Genomic DNA, 19,281 nt, shown 5'->3' on the forward strand with positions numbered 1-19,281 from the left:
TATGAACGAGGCATGGTCAGCGGATAAGGTAAATACTAATAATGCTGAGGATACTGTCCAGATAGACGTCCTTATCATTGGTGCTGGTCTTGCAGGCTTAAGTACCGCGCTTGCCTTACCAAAATCGCTAAGTGTGACAGTACTAAGTAAATCCGCGATAGAAGTGTGCTCAAGCCATTATGCCCAAGGCGGCATTGCAGCCAGTCTAGACAAGAATGACCGTGTCGCTGATCATATCGCTGATACGTTAGTCGCTGGCGCAGGATTATGTGAGACTGATAATACCACTAATATCCTCAGCGCTGGACAGCAAGCCGTACAATGGTTATGTGAGCAGGGTGTGCTCTTTACCCTGATTCCGCAACAAGAAAGACAGCCATATAATAATGCAAATCCTTTAGCGGCATTACAGACTAGCGATTTGCATCTGACCAAAGAAGGCGGTCATGGCTGTCGGCGAGTTGCTCATGCCGATGATGCAACTGGTCGGCATATTATGGAAGCCTTGACTCTAAAAGCACAAGCTGCATCCAATATTACTATCTTGCCCTACCATGAAGCACTGAGCCTTTTAAAAAATAACGCTAACCCAAATAAGCAATGCCAAGGTGCGCTTGTTTTTGATTATCACAATCAACGTAAACTTACCTTTCATAGTCGCGCTGTCGTATTGGCAAGTGGCGGTTTAGGACAGTTATTTAAGCGTGCCAGTGCGCCGAATGTCTGTGTCGGCGATGGTGTGATGATGGCATGGCAAGCGGGTTGCCGCTTGGCTAATTTGGAATTTATTCAATTTCACCCGACTGGCTTAGCCTTAGATGACAGTAGCTTTCTGATATCCGAAGCACTGCGTGGTGAAGGTGGACGGTTATATTGTCCGCAAACGGGCAAGCGTTTTATGCTCGATGTTGATAACCGTGCAGAACTGGCTCCAAGAGATATCGTCGCCCGTGCCATCGCTGAGCAAATTAATAAGAATGAACTTGGCTATGTACATCTTGATGTCAGTCACTTGCCAGCGGATTTTTTACAAGAGCATTTTCCGCAGATTTATCAAACGCTATTAGAGCTCGGCATTGATATCACTACCGACCCCATTCCAGTCGCCCCTACCGCTCACTATAGCTGCGGCGGCGTAGTGACGTCTGCCAATGGTTTGACCGATGTGGTAGGGCTTTATGCGGCAGGCGAAGTCGCTTATACAGGTCTGCATGGTGCAAATCGCTTAGCGAGTAATTCTCTATTAGAATGTGTGGTCGTTGGGCGCAATATCGCTGCTGATTTACCGCGCTATTTAGCAGCAATAGAAACGTTAGAAGCAACTTTACCTAATACTGATTTAAATGAATCAATCTATGATATGTGGACAGCGCCAACGCTTAAAGATAGTCAGCGCATTACCTTGCCATCGTCTGTTGAATATGAAAGCTATACTAATGATAACGTCAACATAAATGCTGACACCACTGCAATAACCGCAGAACTAAAAGCTTTAATGACCTCTCATATGGGTATTACTCGTGATGCTCAGCTGTTAGAACAAGCGTTGGTACAAATACAGCAATGGCAACAACAGCTTAACTGTTGTAACTCTAATCAGTTAGATATCGACAATAAAGATAACGCTACTATTTTGAATGAGCTGCCCTACTTTCAGTTAGCAAGACAATTACAATTAGCGACCTTGATTATACGATCTGCTTATCAGCGTCATGAGAGCCGCGGTGGACATTATCGAAAGGATTATCCTGACTTAACAAGCACACCTCGGACGAGTGTGATTGAGCCTCTATTAAAGCAATGAGATGAGCAGAATCTTTGCGTAGATAAATCCGTTAAACATAGCCAAGACCACCTTTCTTTAATTAACAAAGATGATGCATTGACAATTGGCTGCTAGTCCGCCCTAAACTGGCACATTCATGTCGAATTTTGCTTGAGTAGTGTCAGTATTGCTTGCCTGATATGATACAATCCCCAGCTTCTGAGAAATGCCCTCCCAAAAACGCCTTGTTTAAAAATGACGAGTCTGCCGACATGCAAAGCCTGATTACCCTTGTTCTGGTATTAATGCCAATGTTTATTGGCTTTGCCATCCCCTCAAACCCAACCATGACTAAGCTTGCTGATAAAGGCTTATCGTACTTGGTTTATGTCATCTTAACCCTCATCGGTATTGAGCTGTCACAAGTCGAAGGGCTGGGCAGTCAAATAGGCGAAATCGCCCTGTACGTCACCATCCTATCGATACTGACAATTGGCACTGGCTTATTTGCTCTCATGCTGTTTGACCGCCTGCGCCCGTGGCATGCCAAAAAGCCCAGCGTCAAATCCAAAGAGCACCGTGTGAGTATTCGCGGCAGCTTGGCGCAAGTGATTTGTGTGGTGATTGGCATGGTGATTGGCTATCTCTTACCCGTGGATTATATGCCACCTGAAAACACCATGACCGCAATGCTAATGGTATTAATCTTACTGGTCGGTATTGGCTTAAAAGGCTCGGGCATTACCCTTAAAGAAGTACTACTCAATAAACGTGGTGTCGAGATGAGTATCATCTTTACACTAGCAGTTCTGGTTGGCGGACTTGTTTTCGCGCTGATGTTTACCGATGTATCATGGACGAAAGGCTTGGCACTGGCATCAGGGTTTGGTTGGTATTCGCTATCAGCGATTATCATGACCGATGCTTATGGCGCCGTTTGGGGCAGTGTGGCGCTATTTAACGACTTAATACGTGAGTTCTTTGCGCTATTATTTATCCCCGTCTTTATGCGTAAATTTCCATCAGCAGCGGTCGGTCTTGGCGGCGCGACCAGTTTGGATTTTACCTTACCGATTATTCAACAATCAGGTGGTCTAAAAGTTGTGCCGCTGGCGATTAGCTTTGGTTTTATTATTAATATTGTCTCGCCAGTGCTGATGGTGCTATTTTCGGCGTTGGGGTAAGGTTAAGTTTTAAAGGTTGATGAAAATCAGTCGTTATTATTCAAAGAGCTCACAGTGCTTGGCGTACTTACCATAACTCTCTGTATAACTCGCGTATTTTAGATTCGATAAATTTTTGACTTGTCTACTTGCCTTAAGAACGACTCTTCTGTTTTTGGATTCCATCTGTTCAGGATCATCATAACTCAGATCTATATTGGTAGAAGGATACCGATCTAAGCAGTCGTAAGTAGTAATACGATCAGATGCGATATGATGCTCTGTTATAAGTCTGTTTTTAATAGTGAGTGCACGTTGGCGTGATAAGTTGTCATTGCTCTTTGATAATGCAAGCTCATTCGATGACAAATGCCCAAAAATAAAGACATTAGCATCTAGATATTCGTTAAGCTTTTCTTCAATTTTTTTAAACTCTTTATCATAGGTGTTAATTAATCGACTACTCAGCGGTGCAAAAAATCCCTGTAATTCCATCTCAAGCGCCTCGCCTCCCTCAATTATTATTTCACAGCCTTTAATATCGACCACTCTGTTAGGTAGGGTTTCAGGACACTCGTCTATAGCATCAAACACACCGTCACCATCTGAATCAACTTCTGCTTGCATCGTCCTGACATTTTCATGCTGAGGTATAACTTTAGACGGCACAGCTATAGTCATTTGACACGCCGATAACCCTAAAGAACTACAAAAAATGGTACTGGCTAGATAGAAATTTAGTTTCATATCGAATGGAAGCCCTTATTCAATTAGATTTGATGAGTTACCTCAAATCGTTTCAGTAATAAAGTTTTTTTATTCCTGAGATTCAGACGCAAACGCATATACGCGCCGGTTCAACATATTGCCCTCTTCACTATCAGTCAGACGGCGCAATTGGTCTTCTTGCGCCATACTCAGTCGCTGTGATGCGCTCAGAGGCAATGTTATATTTCGATACTAAATAACTTTTAACCTTATTCGCTCTTTATTGCGCTAAGGCGTTCGCTTCGTCTATAGAGGCGCTATCGACTTCAGTTCTTGAATTATGACCTTCAATCAATATGGTGGCGGTTTTATACTCTTACCCCACTCTCAACTTGAAATAAGCAAATCAAACTGAAGAGGCGGATTACCAAGTTTTTTGTTGAGTACAAAGCACAGATTGTGTGAAAGAATCTTACGAATCAATCGATGAGACAAATGCCATAAATCTCTTGCTCGTACCCTTTGTATATTAAATCGTTCTGATAGCTGACCAATGACTGTTTCAACGATACGGCGGGCTTTCATTAGCCGCCTTACCACAGGTTTGGGTCTATCCTCTTTCATGTTGGCTCTGAGTGGCGTTTGTAAATCCACGCCTTGAGCGTCGTAGTACGATGTCAGACTAGGGCTGATATACCCTTTATCAGCGCCAAGTAGCCCATGAATATGAGTGGTGATTTCTGGGGCAACCGCTCTTTCATCAACATTGGCAGGAGCAAAGGTAAAGCCTTTAATCATGCCCGATAAGTTAACAAGCAAATGGCCTTCAAAGCCATAGTACCTCTCTTGCTTAGCGGCACAGTAGCTAAAAGCTGCTAAGTCTTGATAATTCTTATGCCGATAAGCGCGTCCATAATGACAGACGGGTATCGGAAAGCCATCCATAAAATGAATGTTGTCACGGCCTTCAATTTGACTGACTTTATCTTGTATCTGCTGTTTGACTTGCCACAGATTAGCGCAATGCTTTGCGAAGTTAGGATATGAGCCGATGGCTGGAAACCAGGCTTGCCAATGCTGGGTAAAGTATTGCCAAATTTGTTTGTCTTGATCAAGGTGTAAAAATTCACCGACCATCTCCATGCAAATAACCTCAGGATCACTTAGCTTTGGCGCGTAACCTGCACTTCGCAAGGGTTTGGTGACGACTATTTTGTAATATTGCTCTACCATTAAATAGATATTGATGATAAATTCGTCTATGGGCATCTCACAACTCCATTGTATTCTTGGTCGAAAACAATAGATTAGTGAGGTGCTCTTCTTTTTTCAATTACTTTCGAAGTTGAGAGTGGGGTTACTCTTGTAACCTCATTCCTACCTTATCAAGTTCAGCTTGATATTTTGGCAGCAGCTCACTGCTACCTTTGTCAAAAAGGGCGCGATATTCCATTTTTAAACCAACCCCAGGCATCGTAAAAGGGCAGCCTCTGTCATCTACTACTACGTTTTCTGGCGTATTCGGGCACTGATCTAACTAATCAGGAACGCCATCGCCGTCGCTATCCGAATTAATCACAACCGTTGGCATATCGATAGTTTGACTTGTTTGCTTAGACAAGTCAGCGGTTTGACAACCTGTCAGTGCTAAAGCGCCTATCATCGGCGCTATTGTCCATAATTTCACGTTCATACTTTACTCTTCCTTAAGTTTAAAACCCTAAACCCCACTTGCCTGCTTGGCAAACAGGCGCATCAAGGGTTTAATTTTACTCACGCGATACATGCCTTCATTACGAAGTTGTTGAATCGGACGCATCTGCGCAAACGAGCCGGCAAACAGCCAATTAAGCGCCGAAAAGCTGTGCATCATCAGGCTATTATGCGGACGACGCAGACGCTCATAGCTACGCAAGGTTTGGTTCGTACCCCACAGCTTGTTGCCACTGCGCGCATAGTCATGGGTGAGTTGTTCACTTAATGCCTTCACATCGAGCATACCCAAATTCAGCCCCTGACCTGCCAGCGGATGCACGCCATGCGCGGCGTCTCCAATTAATACTAAATTATCCGCGACGTAGCTTTTTGCTTGCTGCGCTGCTAACGGAAAGCTGGCGATGGATTCAATCTGATGGATAGCACCCAGCTCATAATTGCTGGCAGCAGCCAATTTATCAGCGATATAGCGCGGCGATTCTTCTAACAATGCCAATGCTTGGTTGCGTGGTAATGTCCATACAATCGACTGCCAGTGTTGCGGATTGGCTTTATCTTCATCCGTGATATCAGCAAGCGGCAATAAGGCTAATGTACCTGTCGGTAGCATGGCTTGACGGGCGGTTGCTCGATGCGGCTTGTCGGTTTGAATGGCGCAGCAAATCGCCGTTTGCTTATAATCAAGCACATCCAGCTCAATTGCCGCCTGCCTGCGTACAAACGAGCCGCGACCGTCAGCACCAACCAATAAACGCGTGTCAATCACACTGCCATTATCTAAGGTCACACGGTAACCTTGCGCGCTACCAAGCCAGTCCATATCGACAACCTTCTGCCCATCGATAACGGTTAGATATTGACTGACATCAGCGGCAGTTAAACGCTGCCACAATGCGTATTCGATAACGGCGGGCTCAACCATACTACCGAGCATTTTTGGCTCAGAGCTTTGATTACTGCCATTACTACTATTATTGCCATTACTGTTATCGCCACTATCGCCGAACAGTAACTCGCCCCTACCGTTTAACTGCCAAACCTGCATTTGCGAATAATCGGCTTTACGCTCTGATGCCGCTATCTTTCGCCAAGCGCCCACATCTTTGAGTAAGTTGATACTGGCAAGACTTAATGCATAAACGCGCGCATCCCGCTTGCCAAGCACCTGTTGCCAATCTGATTCATCATGTTGCGGGCGCGCATCAATGAGGGTCACTGGCATTTCAGCTTGTGCCAGTTTTAGCGCAAGGGTTGCACCGACGATACCGCCGCCGATAATGAGCGTATGGTTATTTTTCATAAAATATCCTTTGTCGCGTTATTCATGCTATCCGCTCATATTTATGTGGTTTAGCAGCAGCTGAAATTATAGATTTTATTTGCTTAATAACTTACCAGTATGTTGAACTAAGATTTTAAGCCCATCGCATAGTTGGCAATCAATGGCTTAATATTTGGCAGTTTATCAAAGGCAACCAAGGCCACGTTACGTGCCAGCTTCACCGCTGGATTTGGATGCGTAAAGCCATGTACGACGGCATCACAGAAGCGAATGACGCGTTTTTGATCGGTTTGACGGGCTTTTTCATAGCGCTTGAGCAAAGTCGGATCGCCGATATCTTCGCCTTTGAGCACTTGCCGACTCATCATTTGCGCCAGTACATGGGCATCGCGCATACATAGGTTAAAGCCTTGTCCAGCAACTGGATGTAACGTATGTGCAGCATTACCCATGATGACGCAGCGACCCTCTACTTGCTTATCTGCCAGTACCCGTGTCAATGGATAAGCGCCGCGGCGACCGGCTTTTTTAAACGTGCCAGCGCGCTCGCCAAAGGCTTGCTGCAAGGTCGCCAAGAAATGCGCATCATCTTCTAAATATTGCGTTTCTTCGCCAGTTGGACAAACCCAAACTACCGAGCGTCTATAACCTTTTTGGTACTCATCATTGCCGTCACCTTCTGAATCGGTCAATGGCAACACCGCAAGCGGCCCTGCCGGACTAAAGCGCTCAATGGCAATATGTTCATGCGGCTGATCGGTCTCTACCACTCCGACGATAGCGGTCTGTTTATAGTCATAAGTTGTAGTGCCAATACCTAATAGCTGACGTACGGTAGAGTCACGACCATCACAAGCGACTAACACGCTGGCTTGCAGTTGCTGCTCATGCTCTTCTTCACCGTAATAGCTAAAGCTTAGCGACACGCCATCGCTTTGTTGGCTAACTGCTATCACATTGGCATTATCAATCAGCGTAATCAACGGCTCTTGCTGGGTAGCCAATAACAGCTTACGTCCAAGCCACGCGTTTTCCATCACTTGTCCGAACGACTCGACCTGTTCTTCAGCTTTACTTAACTGCGCGCGTCCAAAGCTGCCTTGCTCACTGATCTGTACCGCATCAATACGGCAAGCATGGCTTTGCAGCTCAGCCCATAGCCCAATCTCTTGATAAATCTGTACGGTGCGCCGTGACAGCGCGGTATTGCGGCTGTCCAAATAGTGGCTACGCTTAGCATCATCATTAGGGCTGATGGTTGGATAGCTGTTCTTTTCAAGTAAGGTGCTAGCGATACCATGATGGGCAAGTAACAATGCAAACGACAAACCGACATGACCGCCGCCCGCGATAAGTACTTGCTGCTCAGTCATAGCAGCTTTATTAATATGACTAGATTTAATATGACTAGATTTTGACAAATTTGCTTCAGTATTTTGCATGGTTATTATTCCTAATATGACCCTTTTAACACGCGTTTAGACGTGATGAATACGCACTCAAAAATGTTATTTTTTTAGAAAATTTATCGTTGTCTGCCGCTTTTCAGCTTGGCTTTTATAGCTGTCTTATCTAAGCAATAGATTACCACAAATTACCGCGCATGCCGTGCTCTTGACAGTATCCACAGCGAGTGTATAGGATTTCTGATTTTCACTTTTCATCTAATAACGGCTTGTATCTTAGAAAGCTCAAACCTCCAAAACACTAGCTTTTAAAATGACTCAACATTAAAAACAGCAAAAACGCAGTCAGTAGTTGCAATCGCCATACAAAAACAAAGCGCTACCTCCCTTATATCGCTTGAATTTTCAAATCTATCTACCATAATGAAGGCAGGATAGTTACTTATTACCCGTCATTTTACGAATAACCATTTTTATCAGCCATTTACCGTCATTTTAATTTCTATCAGCTAAGCAACAAACGTTATAAAAACTATTTAAAAGCAATGAAACACAATTAATTATTTTATCTCTGAAGCCCGTTAATCTATCGCAATTTATTAACTAAACCATAGAAGATTGGCCATAGCCGCGGGCAACCAAATACAAGGATAATCGCTTGACTGATTCCATGAGCCGCCGTATAAAGTTCGAATCGTTGACCCCAGCACAGCTTAAAACCGTGCTCGGCGAATATAATAACCACATGAAATATATCCAAGAACGCCTCGATATTAAAATCAGCCAACGCCAAGGCGACTTTTGCCTGAGCGGCGATATATTGGGTGTTGAGCGCGGCGAACGTATTATTTATAAGCTGGTCGATGAAGCGCAAAATACCAAAGATATCAGCGCAGAAGAGCTGCACTTAATCATCCAATCGAGTATCTCACGCGATGAAGATATAGCAGCCGATGAAGAATTGGCTGACGAGGAAGATGCCGATAACTTGGATGCTGCCAGTGACTTTACGCCAGTTAGCCTGCGCACCCGTAATGGTAAAATCATTCCGCGCGGTGGCAATCAGCAGCGTTATGTGAGAGATATTTTATCGTCTGATGTGTCGTTTGGTATTGGACCTGCCGGTACTGGTAAAACTTATCTTGCCGTCGCTTGTGCTGTCGATATGCTTGAGCGCAATGAGATTGAGCGTATTTTACTGGTACGTCCTGCGGTAGAAGCTGGTGAAAAGTTAGGCTTTTTACCGGGTGATTTAACCCAAAAAATCGATCCGTATTTGCGTCCTTTATATGACGCGCTATATGAGATGCTAGGCTTTGATAAAGTGGGCAAAATGCTTGAAAAGCAAATCATCGAGGTCGCCCCGCTTGCTTATATGCGTGGTCGTACTTTGAATAACTCATTTGTCATTTTGGATGAAGCACAAAATACCACGCCCGAACAGATGAAAATGTTTTTGACGCGCTTAGGGTTTGGTTCACGTGCGGTTATTACCGGTGACATTACGCAGGTCGATTTACCGCGCGGTAGTAAATCTGGTTTAGCGCAAGCGATGGAAATCTTAAGCGGTATTGAAGAGATTCATATCACCAAGTTTGATTCAAAAGACGTCGTGCGCCATCAATTGGTACAAAAAATTGTTGAAGCTTATGATGTCTTTGATGAAGAGCAACTCGCCTTGCAAGAAAAACGTAAATTTGAGCGCATGAAAGAGCAAGAGCGTAAACAGGCAATAAACGATGCAGCCGCTAAGCTGTAAACTATATGAATATAGCTATATGAGAAAACTTAAGAAAATATGGCAAGAAAACCGGATTTGATATCCGGTTTTTTACTGTTAGATATTTATTGTTGAATATTTTTAAGTTGATATGAAAAAGGATAATGGCATGAGCCAAGCTGAACAGAATGATACTGACAATAATGTTGATGAGAATGTTAATAGCAGTTTTAATGACAGTTTGAATAGTAGCTTTAATAATGATGACAGCTTAGCTGTACTTGATATCAGCGCCGCCGATAGTATTGATGACGATATACTTGAGAGCTTTTATAGTCGCGAAAACTTGTTAAAGGTCATGATGGCGACTTTGGATAATATAGATGAGCGTATTAAAAATGGTTTGACGCTGCCTTATTATGCCGATATCGATACTGAAGTATGGCAAGAAAAATCGAAAGCGCTCGATATCTATATTACGGATGCAGTGGAAGGGCAAGAGCTTAATTTAGAGGCGCGCGGCAAAGATTATGCCACCAATATCCTATCCTACCCAAGCGACTTGCCAGCGGCAATCATTGGCTTGATGCCAACGTTACCGCTAGGTGAGCTGGTGATTTGCCATGGCGTGGTGGTTCGTGAAGCTGCTGAGCAAAACAAGACTGTCAATCAGCACATCAGCCATTTATTGACACACGGTGTGCTGCACTTGCTTGGTTTTGACCACGAGCTCGGACAAGCCGAGCAAGATGAGATGGAAAGCTTTGAGATTGATATTTTGGCAGGATTGGCGCTGCCAAATCCTTATCTCTAGCTTGTCTTTAGCCCTTTTTTAATCCTTCTTCAACTCTTTTTTAACATGGTTTTTTGTGCTTGATCCATTTGGTTAATCATCTGGTCTAAGCCTTTGACATGCACACTGCGCTGCGGGAATGGAATGTCAATTTCATTGTCATCAAGGGCGTTTTTGAATTCTTCTAATAAATCGCATTGCATCGACCACCAATCATCGTTGGTGGTCCAAATATTTAAAGTCAAATCGACTGAATTGTCGCCCAAGTTGGTCACCCGTACCACCGGTGCAGGATCAGTAAACGCCAGTGGATTATTTTTTGCCAAATTTAGCATAATATCTTTGGCGGTTTTGATATCGGCATCATAACCAATACCGACCGTGATATCGACGCGGCGATTGGGTAACGCCGTATAGTTAATCACCGCTGAGGTAGTAATATCGCCATTTGGAATGATGATATCGTGATTATTAATGGTTGTTAAATGGGTGTTGACTAAGGTGATTTCAGTCACGGTACCGGTAAAACTACTAATCTGTACATAGTCGCCGCGGACAAACGGGCGAAAAGTCACAATCATGATACCAGCGGCAAAATTCGATAGCTGGTCTTTAAGTGACAAACCAATCGCCACCGCTGCACCACCTAAGATAGCAACGACCGACGTGGTCTGTACGCCAACTTTACTCAGCGCTGCTAAAATCACGACAACCAATAATAAACTATATAATAAGCGGCTTAAAAAGTTAGCCGCCGTCGCCTCTAAACGGCTACGTAACATAATACGATTGCTGATGGTTACGACTTTTTTTGCCAACCAGCGCCCGACGATAAATATCACTAAGGCAAAAGCAATTTTAAGCGCAATGCTCAAAGCACTCTCTGTTAAGCTGGCTATATCAAGGGTAAAACCTAAAAATTCCATACTGACTCTTTACTCTATTACTGATTTTTAAAAATGTATTTTTATAAAAGCTTTGTCATAAACATGATGCTTATGACTGTTTAACGCTAAATTGAAGTTAAAGCTAAATTAAAGCCCGATAAAATATTTCTGGCTCTCAATGAGCTTAATAAGTGATGTCTACTTTATCACTGTAGCGATACGTACGTATCAGACGCAACTCGACGATATCATTCATATCTTCGGTAAATTTACCAAAGGGCGCCGCTTGTCTGACCGATTGTTTGGCAGCCTCATCTAATATCGTCGAGTTTGAACTCTCAAGCAAACGAATGGCTTTAATATTACCATCATTACCGATGACGACCATCAAGCGTACTTCGCCCGTGATACCTTGAGCGCGTGCTTGGGCAGGATATTGCAAGTTACCGATCCGCTCGACGTGCTCACGAAAGGTATTGATATAATCCGCTGCCGCACCGCGCGTTGTCGAATTGCTATCAACGGTCACGACTTTTGATTTGGTTGCATACAGCTGTTGCCGCTGAGACAGCTGCGCCTCTAAAGTAGCAATTTGCTTACGTAGACGCTCTTCCTGCGCCTTCATGTCATCTTGCTCTTGCTTACTATCGTTATCAGACTCGACGCTTGCTTCACGCCAACTTAGCGTCGTACGCAGATAGCTTTCTTGATAGCGCTGTTGACGGACTTGGCGTTGTAAGTTAATCACATCTTGCGTCTCGCTCATTTGCTCGGCAGATAACGGACTGCTTTGGTCGGTCTCTTGGCGCAATTGCTCTTGCACCGTGCCACCGCCTTCTTGTGAAGCATTGGCGATAAATTGTGCATCTTCATTTGGTTGCATATTATCGGTCAGCGCTTTCGCAACGTCTTGCATCATGCCAGCAGGGTCTTGCCCCATCGAGAAGCTAATCCCAAAAATAATCAGCGCATGGACACTGACGGCAATCACAATCGCCATCGGCAAGCCGATATCACGCTTAGGTGCTTGCGCTGAAAAATGGTAGCTTTGCGAGTCTTTAATGGAGGCCACAGTTGTACTCAACTAATGAATATAAGGGCTATCGGCAAGAAGCATGATAATATAAGCGTCTGTCGACCAATGCCGGCGCTATCATAACATGACAAAGAATTGTGTCGCTAGCACAACCGTATACTGCAGCTCTTAACTTGCTACTTGCTTATCTATCAGCTGATGTTTATGTTAACGGTTTTATATTAACTACTGCATATTAAGTGCGACGTACTCTCTAACTACATCGCATCAGCTAGAGCAAATAGTAAGCCTCCTCAATCAGACAAAACCTAGACGTTCATTTTGCACGCTACCTTTTTCATATATACTGTTTTATAAGTGAGCTATTAGCAAATACGAATTTTACGCCTGTATAATATGAGATATAAACACAGTTGCAGTTTCACGCTTAGGTGACGACCCCCATCATTATAAGGATAATAAGTTTGAGTAACTTTGATAATATGGACAATATGAATGATTCAGACAGTTTTGATGAATTCTTTGAAAATATTGGCTATCGTTTTGACGAGTCATTTAGCGATGGCTGGGAGCGTCTTACCCAAGCGATTAAAAACATTTATAATAAAACCACGGATAAGCTTGAGGATGAGATATCCTTGCCGGTTGCCCAAACCTACGTCAACGATGCCCTGCAAAAGTTTGTCACGGACAATGTCAAAGCCATTTTAGAGCTGCGCGTTGAGATACATGATGATTGGTTTCGCTTGTACTGTACCGTCGATGCTGGCGGTATCTATGCGGAAGTGGCGAGTAATTTTAGCCTGGTTCATGTACAGCTTGATCGCAACGTTCAGCGCCTTGTGTTTGGTCAGCAAACTTATACCGACGTCCTTAATCTACGCTGCGAATCCTTTATCAAGCGCCAAGGTATCAAGCTTTTTATCTGGTTTTATCATAGCGTGCTGAAAAAAGACCCGTTAGGCTTTATTTTGTCTTATATTAATATTGCCCGTGCCAAAGAGGAAATCATCTATCTTGATATCAATCGCTGGCTGAAAAAGAATAAGAAAATCATCAGCACCTTACATAAGGTACAGGTCAATTACGGCGAGCTTGAAGAAGAACAATTGGTACTTAAAACGCAAATTAATTATCGTGACCTACTAGCCAGTAGTGCTAACGAAGATATCATTAGTGATAAAGATGAGCCGCAGCTAATGCAAGGTCCTATCAATCCGATTGCGGATGCTACGGAGCCAAGTCAGGTCTAAAATCAATTTTAAACTTATACCAATCCCAATAATTAAAATTGCGCCCAAGTACGAGTAGTTAAAGACCGGATTCTCTGTGGCTGTTTAAGCAGATTATTCCAAGCCAAGCATGCGGCATCGACAATAGCCTCATAACTTTCATAACAACGATTAGATAGCTCATTTTGCTTAAGGTACTGCCATACTCTCTCAGAGGGATTAAGCTCAGGTGAATAAGGCGGTAATTTAAGCATAGTGACATTGCCCTGATTCAAGCTTGGTTGATGCCACAATGCGCCGTCCATCACTACTACCGCATGGCGTCCTTTTGGTACGGCTTTACTAATCTCAAGCATATGCAATAACATTGTGTGTTTATTGACTGAAGGCAATACTAAACCTACCGCCTCTGCTGTCGCTGGACAAAAGGCACCAAACAGATAAGCGGAATTAAACTGTTGCTGCTTGATGAGTCGAGGTCGTTGTCCTCGGTAATGCCAAACTCTGGTCAATGAGCCTTGTTGTCCTATTCGAGTTTCATCTTGAAACCAGATGTCCACTTGATCTAGGCTCACATCAGTGGGTAAGGACGCCTTAACCTGTGCTATAAAGTTTTTTTAAAAGCGTCTTGAGCTTGTAGGTCTGCTTTTGGATGCTGACTACGAGCACTTATCCAACTCATCTCGATACGCTTAAGCAGCTCGTAGATACCATTGACGGTATAGTGGGCGTTGTAGTGTTCTTTAGCCAATTGCTGAATATCTTTACCGGTCAAACGACCGCCAGCTCGCTTGTCTTGTTCAGAGACTATCATGGCTTTAAAAGCGTCTGTGTCTGCTTCTGCCAGTTTACTATGGCGACCTTTGCGATGACGATCATAGAGACTCTCAAGTCCTCGTTCATGATATCGTTTCAATGTACGTCTGGCAGTTTCAGGGTGAATACAAAGATCTTTGGCAATATCGTTAGTGGCTTTGCCTATACTATATTGGTATAAGATAAGCAGGCGTAGTCGGGCTCTGGGGTTACTCTCGGTCTTTGAGTGTTTGCCAAAGTCATGATCTTCTAGGTTATGTATTGGTATAGTCATAAATGGATTATACTATATATTTTGGGTTTGGTATTATATAGTCAGTCCCAAATAAAATAAGTACGAATATTACAACGTGCTATTGGTATAAACTTTTCTTGCTTGCTGTGCCTACGCAGACAGAGGCTGCGCAAAATTTATACCAGTAGCACTGTGTTCATTTTATAAAATATGGACTATATTGAAATACAAGCGAACTATATGCCACCCATAAAAAAGCGCTGACCTTTAAAGATTATTGTCTTTAAAGGTCAGCGCTTTTTTAATGAAGCCCGTCTATAGTAGATTCAGGACAATCATAAGACTACCAGTAGTTTTCTACCGCGATATTGCCTTCACCGCGGCGATTCATCACCAGTCCTAAGCTCTTTAACGTCTCTTTGGTATCCTCTACCATGTCAGGGTTGCCACAGAGCATGACGTGGGTGCTATCGATATCTAAAGCAATACCGGCGCGCTCTTGTAGCGTTCCATCTAATAAGAGTTTTGGCAGACGTTCTGTCAAAGCCCCTTCAACCGGCTCACGAGTCACGATGGGTATAAAAATCAACTTGGCTGGATTATCAACCAAGGAGCCAAATTCTTCTTGTAAGCTTTCAATCTTCTCAATATATGCCAGTTCTTCTGTCGAGCGCGCACTATAAGCAAGGATGATATGCTCGTAATCTTCCCATGTTTTTAAATCTTGCAGCATCGATAAAAATGGTGCTAAACCCGTACCCGTCGCCAGCAGCCATAAGTCTTTTGGTAGTGGTTTTTGATAACGCGCCAAGGTTAAAAAGCCAAATGGCATGGTGTTTAATAACAGCTCATCGCCTACCTCTAGGTGTTGCAGCTGCGAAGTAAAAGCGCCATCAGGGATGACAATGGAGAAGAATTCTAATACCTCATCAAAGGGTGACGATACAATCGAATAGGCGCGGAAAATATCTTCATTCAGGGCCTCGTTCAGCTCTTCATCATCATCTTCATCAGTATCAGCTACTGCACTCAACTGCTTATAGTATTTTAATTGACTGGGATTAACGCCCAAACGCACAAATTGCCCAGCGGTAAATTTAAAACTATCAGGACGACTGACGGTAAAGCTAAATAGGTTGGGCGTCCACGTAGTTTTACTGAGCACCGTTACTTTTTGAATATTGTCACTCATAATAATGACTTACCTTCTTTTTTTATTAATAATGATGGCTACTCTAGTGTAGATGGCTATTTTTATAAATTTTTAAAGGGGTCAAACTAAAAGATGCGCCAAGCTTATCATAAAGCTGGCGCACCTTGGTTTTCTAACCGTAACAGCAGATAAGCAGCGCCATAAGAATGCGGCGTCTTACCTGATATTAATACTGATACTTAACTCACATCTATGATGCCATTACCATATACGAGCCAAACTTGCCCACTCAATCATACTGTTCGGTAGCACACCGAAGAAGACGATGATAGCGGTGACAGCGATGACCATAATACCACCGGTACGTAGACCCCACTGCTTCGAGACGTCAAATTCAATAAATTGTTTTGGACGTTTAAATAGTGTGAGCATGACGCGCAAGTAATAAAATAGACCAATGGCACTACCCAAGATAATCATCGCAGCCAAGAACCAGTTGGTACCTTGTACGGCGGCAAGAATCGCAAATAGCTTGGTGATAAAGCCTGCGGTCAATGGAATACCTGCTAATGACAACATCATGATGGTCATGACAGCGGTCAATACTGGACGGCGCCAGAATAATCCTTGGTAATGGGTCAGCTCATCGGCTTCACCAGCCAAGCGATAAGGGCTCGACATCAAGGTTACGACACCAAAGGCACCAATAGAGGTAAAGGCATAAATCGCCATATACATGCTTGAGATACTATCAGCGGCAGAACCAATGCTAACAATCACGATAAGCACATAACCCATATGGGCAATAGACGAATAACCGAGTAGACGTTTAAGGCTAGTCTGACGAACGGCTAGTAAGTTACCTACCAAGATCGACAAGGTTGCCATGACCATAAGCAGCATCTGTACCGATGGCAGTGCCAATAACGACGTATCAATTAAGAAACGAACTGCCAACGCCATCATTGCCACTTTTGATACCGAAGCTAAATAAGTAGCGATAGGTGCTGGTGCGCCCTCATAAACATCTGGCGTCCACATATGAAACGGCGCTGCCGACAATTTAAAGGCAATACCAAACATCATCATTGCAGCCCCTAAAATCAACAGCGGCGACTCAAAGAGATCGACCAATGTCATACTGATAGGTTTAAAGGCGAGCGAGCCTACTTCTGCATAAATAAACGCCATTCCCATCAGTAAGGTTGCCGATGCCGTCGCTGATAACACCAAGTACTTCAGCCCCGACTCAAGCGAGCGTTTACGCATATAAGTATATGCCAGCATGCCGTATAGCGGTATCGATAGCATCTCAAGGCTCATAAAGAATGAGGCTAAATGCTGAGCACTGACCATGAGCAAAGCGCCAACGGTCGATAGCAGCATCAATAAATATAGCTCTTCTTTATGATCTTTTAAATCAGCTAAATAGGCATAAGACAGCGTAAAGCAGGCCAATGCACAGATAAAGATAACCACCATATTAAACTGGGCGAAGTTATCAATAACAAATAACTGCTCCGCCGTTGGTACTAAAGGCCCACTATCGATAATGCCTGCCATTTGTCCAAGCAAGGCAAACAAACCGACATTCAGACCGACGACCGAGATAGTACCGGTCACCATATGAGAGCGTTTAATCGTGATGGCAACCATCACCACCAATACCGTAATGACTACCGCAATGATTGGTGCATAAGGCAGCAGCCCCATCAAATCATTCATCGTAAAATCGTTCATGACTTAACGTGCCTCCATTGCATCAAGCAGCTGCGAGGCATCTACTTGTGTTACTTGACTGTATATATAGGCGTTATTAATCCACTGCATCGCGTGACTTGAGGTATCAAGGAACGGTTGTGGATACAGTCCGAGCCAGACCAAGCCCGCCGCTAGCATCAATAATAAAGACAGCTCACGTTTGCCCAAATCTTTTAACGGACGCGTTGGCAAACCGTGTAGCTTGGTTTCTTGTAACGCCACTTCTTGAATGTTATTGGTACCGAATAGCGCTTTATGAATTAAGATAAGCGAGTATAAACCTGCCAATACCAAGCTGAATGTCGCTAAGACCACAAACACCGGATAATCAGCAAAGGCACCAAATAAAATCATAAACTCGCCAATGAAGTTACCTGTCCCTGGGATACCCAGTAAAGCGGCACAGAAGAACATCAGTATCGGCGCATAATAACGGAACTGACCCCACATACCGCCCATCAAGGTCAAATCACGCGTATGCAAGCGCTCATATAGCTGACCTGCCATGATAAACAGTGCTGCTGAGCTTAAACCGTGCGCAAGCATCTGAATCATCAGACCTTGCAAGCTCAGTAAGGTACCTGCATAAATTGCCAATACCACAAAGCCCATGTGCGAGATACTGGTATAAGCAAGCAAGCGCTTCATATCAGTTTGCATAAAGGCCAGCCACGCGCCATAGAAGATACCAATGGTACCTAAAGTCATGGCAATCGGGGCAAAATCTTGTGACGCTGCTGGGAATAATGGTAAGACAAAACGAATCAAACCATAAGCGGCAGTTTTAATCAAAACCCCGGCCAAATCCACCGAACCTGCGGTTGGGGCTTGCGCATGCGCGTCAGGCAACCAGCCGTGGAATGGAATAATCGGCAACTTCACGGCAAAGCCAATAAAGAAGCACAGCATAATCGGATATTCCCAGCCGCCAAGTGACGTACCGAGCAAGTCATTATAATTAAAGCTCACTACGCCTTTTTGGGCGTAGCTGATAATGACCAATATCAAAATACCGACCAGCATGATAAGACCAGATGCTTGGGTATATATAAAGAACTTAGTTGCGGCGTATTCTTTGGTTTTACCAACGACGTCATGACCCCAAATGGCAATCAAGAAGTAGATTGGAACCAGCATCATCTCCCAAAAGAAGAAGAATAAAAACATATCAATGGCTAAGAAAACACCAATAACGCCGCCCAAGCTCCAGAGCAAGTTTAGATGGAAGAAACCAACACGGCGTTGAATCTCATTCCACGAACAGGCAACGGCAGCAATACCAAGCAGACCTGTTAAGCCAACCATCAATAGCGATAAGCCATCTAACGCTAAGTGAAAGCTGATACCAAAACTGGGTATCCACGGCACACTGAATTCAGCGACCCATGGCACATTTGCATCTGGCGCAATCACTTGCTGACTCATACCGCTATAATCGCCGTAATGCCACAATACCAGTGACAAGGCAAAGGTCAACGTCATACCGATTAAAGCAATCCAGCGCGGTAGACGTTTATTAAAGCGTTCGACCAACCAACATAGCAATCCTGCAATAAAAGGAATTGCGATTAATGCTGGTAGCATCCACGTTTGTTGTAACTCAATCAT

The 19,281-nt window shown here is 43.9% G+C and carries 17 protein-coding genes; 5 read left to right on the top strand and 12 right to left on the bottom strand.

The window, feature by feature from the left end:
• Window position 1 precedes the first annotated feature (1 nt).
• Together nadB and QJS82_RS08720 are read left to right on the top strand one after the other, a co-directional pair.
• Window positions 2-1,804 (top strand): L-aspartate oxidase, encoded by a 1,803-nt coding sequence (gene nadB / locus QJS82_RS08715; RefSeq protein ID WP_281490231.1) that lies wholly within the window; start codon window positions 2-4, stop codon window positions 1,802-1,804.
• A gap of 233 nt (window positions 1,805-2,037) precedes the next feature.
• Window positions 2,038-2,949, top strand: a complete 912-nt coding sequence (locus QJS82_RS08720) for a LysO family transporter (protein ID WP_281491702.1) — start codon at window positions 2,038-2,040, stop codon at window positions 2,947-2,949.
• Between the two features lie 36 nt (window positions 2,950-2,985).
• Here QJS82_RS08720 and QJS82_RS08725 read toward each other — a convergent pair whose 3' ends face one another.
• The 5 genes from QJS82_RS08725 to QJS82_RS08745 form a co-directional block, all read right to left on the bottom strand.
• Complete coding sequence (locus QJS82_RS08725; protein WP_281490232.1) at window positions 2,986-3,609, bottom strand: OmpA family protein; 624 nt, start codon at window positions 3,607-3,609, stop codon at window positions 2,986-2,988.
• Window positions 3,610-4,023: 414 nt separating this feature from the next.
• The gene (locus QJS82_RS08730; RefSeq protein WP_281490017.1) at window positions 4,024-4,905 is read right to left on the bottom strand and encodes an IS982 family transposase; all 882 of its coding nucleotides are present in this window, start codon (window positions 4,903-4,905) and stop codon (window positions 4,024-4,026) included.
• Window positions 4,906-5,173: 268 nt separating this feature from the next.
• Window positions 5,174-5,329, bottom strand: a complete 156-nt coding sequence (locus QJS82_RS08735; protein WP_281490233.1) for a YajG family lipoprotein — start codon at window positions 5,327-5,329, stop codon at window positions 5,174-5,176.
• A gap of 27 nt (window positions 5,330-5,356) precedes the next feature.
• On the bottom strand, window positions 5,357-6,652 hold the full coding sequence (locus tag QJS82_RS08740; RefSeq protein WP_281490234.1) for an FAD-dependent monooxygenase: 1,296 nt from the start codon (window positions 6,650-6,652) through the stop codon (window positions 5,357-5,359).
• A 107-nt stretch (window positions 6,653-6,759) separates the two neighbouring features.
• Complete coding sequence (locus QJS82_RS08745) at window positions 6,760-8,007, bottom strand: FAD-dependent monooxygenase (protein ID WP_281491703.1); 1,248 nt, start codon at window positions 8,005-8,007, stop codon at window positions 6,760-6,762.
• Window positions 8,008-8,710: 703 nt separating this feature from the next.
• Here QJS82_RS08745 and QJS82_RS08750 point away from each other — a divergent pair.
• Both QJS82_RS08750 and ybeY read left to right on the top strand, forming a co-directional pair.
• Window positions 8,711-9,799, top strand: coding sequence for a PhoH family protein (locus tag QJS82_RS08750; RefSeq protein WP_201628913.1), 1,089 nt, complete (start codon window positions 8,711-8,713; stop codon window positions 9,797-9,799).
• 130 nt (window positions 9,800-9,929) lie between these two features.
• On the top strand, window positions 9,930-10,574 hold the full coding sequence (ybeY, locus tag QJS82_RS08755) for an rRNA maturation RNase YbeY (protein ID WP_281490235.1): 645 nt from the start codon (window positions 9,930-9,932) through the stop codon (window positions 10,572-10,574).
• 29 nt (window positions 10,575-10,603) lie between these two features.
• On the opposite strand, the gene QJS82_RS08760 is transcribed toward ybeY, so the two are convergent.
• The gene (locus QJS82_RS08760) at window positions 10,604-11,479 is read right to left on the bottom strand and encodes a mechanosensitive ion channel family protein (protein ID WP_281490236.1); all 876 of its coding nucleotides are present in this window, start codon (window positions 11,477-11,479) and stop codon (window positions 10,604-10,606) included.
• 145 nt (window positions 11,480-11,624) lie between these two features.
• Window positions 11,625-12,512 (bottom strand): energy transducer TonB, encoded by an 888-nt coding sequence (locus tag QJS82_RS08765; RefSeq protein ID WP_281490237.1) that lies wholly within the window; start codon window positions 12,510-12,512, stop codon window positions 11,625-11,627.
• 446 nt (window positions 12,513-12,958) lie between these two features.
• Between QJS82_RS08765 and QJS82_RS08770 the strand changes: the two genes are divergently transcribed.
• Entirely contained in the window at window positions 12,959-13,729 is a 771-nt protein-coding gene (locus tag QJS82_RS08770; protein WP_201625283.1) for a hypothetical protein, read from the top strand.
• 32 nt (window positions 13,730-13,761) lie between these two features.
• Here QJS82_RS08770 and QJS82_RS08775 read toward each other — a convergent pair whose 3' ends face one another.
• The 5 genes from QJS82_RS08775 to nuoM form a co-directional block, all read right to left on the bottom strand.
• Entirely contained in the window at window positions 13,762-14,283 is a 522-nt protein-coding gene (locus tag QJS82_RS08775) for an IS630 family transposase (RefSeq protein ID WP_281490238.1), read from the bottom strand.
• 29 nt (window positions 14,284-14,312) lie between these two features.
• Complete coding sequence (locus tag QJS82_RS08780; RefSeq protein ID WP_281490239.1) at window positions 14,313-14,798, bottom strand: winged helix-turn-helix domain-containing protein; 486 nt, start codon at window positions 14,796-14,798, stop codon at window positions 14,313-14,315.
• Window positions 14,799-15,102: 304 nt separating this feature from the next.
• Window positions 15,103-15,951, bottom strand: a complete 849-nt coding sequence (locus QJS82_RS08785; protein ID WP_281490240.1) for a ferredoxin--NADP reductase — start codon at window positions 15,949-15,951, stop codon at window positions 15,103-15,105.
• A 222-nt stretch (window positions 15,952-16,173) separates the two neighbouring features.
• Window positions 16,174-17,652, bottom strand: coding sequence for an NADH-quinone oxidoreductase subunit N (locus tag QJS82_RS08790; RefSeq protein ID WP_281490241.1), 1,479 nt, complete (start codon window positions 17,650-17,652; stop codon window positions 16,174-16,176).
• A 3-nt stretch (window positions 17,653-17,655) separates the two neighbouring features.
• Window positions 17,656-19,281 carry an NADH-quinone oxidoreductase subunit M gene (gene nuoM, locus QJS82_RS08795; RefSeq protein ID WP_281490242.1) on the bottom strand — a complete coding sequence of 542 codons (1,626 nt, stop codon included), beginning with the start codon at window positions 19,279-19,281 and terminating at the stop codon, window positions 17,656-17,658.

The sequence above is a fragment of the Psychrobacter maritimus genome (assembly GCF_029953575.1).
GTDB lineage: Bacteria > Pseudomonadota > Gammaproteobacteria > Pseudomonadales > Moraxellaceae > Psychrobacter > Psychrobacter maritimus.